At 50.5% G+C, this 3714-nt stretch carries 3 protein-coding genes; all 3 read left to right on the forward strand.

From position 1 onward, the window contains the following. Window positions 1–211 precede the first annotated feature (211 nt). Genes Mlute_RS15480 through Mlute_RS14435 form a run of 3 tightly spaced genes read left to right on the forward strand, consistent with a single transcriptional unit; the run spans window position 212 to window position 3471 of the window. Window positions 212–1507 carry a hypothetical protein gene (locus Mlute_RS15480; protein ID WP_147371119.1) on the forward strand — a complete coding sequence of 432 codons (1296 nt, stop codon included), beginning with the start codon at window positions 212–214 and terminating at the stop codon, window positions 1505–1507. Window positions 1508–1562: 55 nt separating this feature from the next. Continuing rightward, window positions 1563–2528, forward strand: coding sequence for a glycosyltransferase family 4 protein (locus Mlute_RS14430; RefSeq protein WP_220452091.1), 966 nt, complete (start codon window positions 1563–1565; stop codon window positions 2526–2528). A 10-nt stretch (window positions 2529–2538) separates the two neighbouring features. Continuing rightward, window positions 2539–3471 carry a glycosyltransferase family 2 protein gene (locus tag Mlute_RS14435; RefSeq protein ID WP_119361247.1) on the forward strand — a complete coding sequence of 311 codons (933 nt, stop codon included), beginning with the start codon at window positions 2539–2541 and terminating at the stop codon, window positions 3469–3471. The last annotated feature ends 243 nt before the right edge of the window (window positions 3472–3714 follow it).

Here is a 3714-nt window from a genome sequence, read left to right on the forward strand (position 1 = left end):
TCAGGGGGGTGAAGCGGAGGACCGGGGTGGTGGGGGTGTTTCCGAGCGAGAGGAGCCTGGCCAACCTGGCCACGGTGGTGATGCTGAGGGCGAGTGAGGACTGGGCGTTCAGGCGTTACATGGACATGGGCCCGCTCTGGGCTGTGGAGGAGAAACCCACAAAAAAGGCTACTTGACCCCAAACCATGCTAAGTATTTATAAGGAGGTGTTGTGATAACTGGGCTTGCACTGGTTTTTCTCTCTGTCGCCTCTTATTTAGTCTGGCCAAGCCGATGGAATCTACCGGCCCATTTGCAGCTGGGCTTTTCAATTACGGCCTATGTGGTGCCGGTTTTGGCGGTCAGAGTACTCGAGGCCTATCCACCCGAGCTGGTAGCACAGTATGAGCAATTGTTACTGGTGGGAACCATTTTTTATGTAACGGGTGTGCTGGTAGGTTTTTACCTTCCCTTATTGAAGGTAGCTCCGTTGCGCCACACTCTAGATTTGTCTGCTAGAGCACTTCTGGCATTTGTGGCACCCAAAGTCCAGTGGATAACTGTTATTGCAATAATGGGCGTTGCTGCAAGTTTTGCCGTGATGGGTTTTGTACCCATCTTCGCCGAAGATCCCTTCATGGCCAAATTTTTTCGCGGCCCCTATCAAGAAGCCTACCAGCCCGTGGCTCCCTTGTACCGAGTTTCCATGTATTTGCTTTATGCCTTGATTCCCTTTTGCCTTGTCTTATGGATTCAGACTCGCCGGATTAAATTCGGCTTACTTGGGCTGTTAGCAGTAGTAGTTGTTGCGGTATCGCTGGTTCGGGGGCCAGCAGTGTATGGCATTTTGTTGTTTGTCGGTTTATTGGCGGCTCGGAACCGCTTGACGGCTACGCTTTTCATAGCTTTTGCAGTGCTGATTTACCCCCTTGGTAGTGCTTCGTACTATCTGCTGAGTGCCCTGTTGGGCTCAGAAGCCTTAAGGGGTGTTTATCGAGCAGACAATATCTGGCAGATTATTGCCTCTGGTGCACCCGATATTTCAGACCAGCTAACCTTTTTGGCAGCTTTTTTGGATCGGGGATCATTTACCTATGGATTAACCTTTTGGGGCGGACTCGTACCTTACAACTTCCAGTGGAACCCAGCAGTATGGGTTCTAAATCTGGTCAATCCAGGAACTCCAGTTAGCGAGGTTGCGTCGGGTGGGTTTCGACTTCCAGTGCCCCTATGGGGCTATTCTTCTTTTGGATGGTTTGGGGTAGTGATGATTCCTTTGCTCTCGGGGCTCATTTGGGGCAATGCCACGCGGTATGCTAAAAAGTATGTGGAGAACTCGAGTTCTCTACTGCACGCCATGTTAGCACTTACGGTATATCTAACTTTGGGGGTTCAGCTATCACAGTTCTACTTGCTTAGCATGTACTCTTTACCAGGCATTGCTCTGGCTCTGTTTCTTGCATATCGCTTTTCTTGGTTTGACCGCAGCAAGAGAAAGGTTCAAGGGCAATATGTCAGTGGTAGTTAACACTCGCACCCTGTCTGCCAAACTAACTGGTGTTCAGCGCTACACGCAAGAAATTGTGAACCGCCTGGCTCATAGAGTGGAACTTGTAGCACCCCAATCCCATCTTGAAGGTGTTGCAGGCCATGCCTGGGAGCAGTTTGTTTTGCCAACCTTGCTCAGGGGAAGATTGCTGTGGAGTCCGAGTAATACCGGCCCTCTGATGGTCAGCCACCAAGTTATAACAGTCCACGATGCAGTGCCATTCGATCACCCCGAATGGCTCAATCCTATATTTGCTGGTTGGTACAGATTTTTACTACCCAGGCTGATTCCACGGGTGCGGCGTATAATAACAGTTTCTGAATTCAGCAAGACCCGCATCCTGGAGCATGCCCAGGTAGACCCCGCACGGATAATAGTGATTCCAAATGGAGTAGATTCCCGCTTTCGTCCACACAAAGACCAAGAACACCTCAACCTTATAAAGCGTCTTGGCATTCCCTCGTGTCACTATGTGTTGAGTCTAGGCTCACTTGAGCCTAGGAAGAACCTGGACCGTCTGCTGAAGGCTTGGGAACTGTTATGCGAGGAGGTACCAGAAGACATCTGGCTGGTTGTAGCCGGTGCTAAAGGCAAAGCTCAAATTTTCCGGGATGTATTTTTTGAAAAGCTCCCACCTAGAGTTTACTTTACCGGTCATGTGCCCGATGAGTACCTTCCAGCTTTGTATAGTGCCGCGCTGGTTTTTGTTTATGTTTCTGTCTACGAAGGATTTGGCATTCCCCCATTAGAAGCCATGGCCTCGGGTACGCCAACCCTGACAAGTAACCAGACAGCTCTGCCCGAGGTGGTGGGCGATGCAGGGCTGACAGTAAACCCTTTCAGTGTGGACGCTATCGCCGAAGGCCTGCGCAAACTGATAGGAGATTCTGCGCTTCGACAAACATTGCGACAAAAGGGCTTAGAACGTTCACTGCAGTTCGGTTGGGATAGTATTGCTGAGCGCACCTGGACAGTCTTACGAGAAGCGGCAAGTGAGTAAAGGAGGTGACATGGAGACAAAGCAAGCCCGCAAAGTTGCTCTGATCGTACCAACCTTGAATGCTGGGAAAACTTGGCAAAAATGGTTAGAGGCTTTTTCGCAACAAACACTACGTCCCGCGCATTTATTAGTGATTGACTCAGGTTCTACTGACGGAACTGTACAACTGGCAAGAAAATATGGCTTCCAGGCCCATTCAATAGCCAAAGAACAATTCAATCATGGGGCCACCCGTCAACTAGGTGCGGACTTATTGCCTGATGCCGAATTACTTATCTACATGACTCAAGATGCGGTGCTTGCTTTTCCAGAAGCACTAGAACACCTACTGACCGCATTCGCTGATCCAGAGGTCGGAGTAGCCTATGGCCGCCAACTTCCGAACAAGGAGGCAAGCCCCGTAGGGGCCCATGCGCGACTATTCAACTATCCCGAACGTTCAGAGGTTCGTAGTCAACAGGATATTGCCTCAAAAGGTTTCAAGGCTGCCTTTAACTCCAACTCGTTTGCTTGCTACCGTAGAAGCGCACTCGAACAGGTTGGCGGTTTTCCCCGCAGCATTATTCTTGGAGAGGATTTTTATGTGGCTGCCAAGATGCTTCTTTCTGGTTGGAAGGTGGCCTATGTTGCAGAAGCCCAAGTCTACCATTCCCACGACTACACCCTTATACAAGAATTTCAGCGCTACTTCGATATTGGGGTCTTTCATTCTAGGGAGCAATTGTTGCTCAAGGCCTTTGGCAGCGTAGAAGGTGAGGGCCTGCGATTTTTGCGCTCCGAGCTAACCTACCTGCTGCAAAAAGCACCCCAAAAGCTTCCCTCAGCACTGCTTCGCGCGATATTCAAATATACAGCGTATCGCCTAGGCCGTTTGGAGGCTTTTCTGCCCAACTGTTTGAAACAACATTTAGCCATGCACAAAAAGTACTTCCAGATCGAGTGAAATTCGACGGCATTAGCTTGTAACCCTGAAAGAGTACACATGTGCTGAGCCATAAAACTCAAACCGGTCAAGTAGCCTTTTTTGTGGGTTTCTCCTCCACAGCCCAGAGCGGGCCTATGTCCATGTAACGCCTGAACGCCCAGTCCTCACTCGCCCTCAGCATCACCACCGTGGCCAGGTTGGCCAGGCTCCTCTCGCTCGGAAACACCCCCACCACCCCGGTCCTCCGCTTCACCCCCCTGA

Source organism: Meiothermus luteus (assembly GCF_003574085.1).
In the GTDB taxonomy this organism is placed as follows: Bacteria; Deinococcota; Deinococci; order Deinococcales; family Thermaceae; genus Meiothermus; species Meiothermus luteus.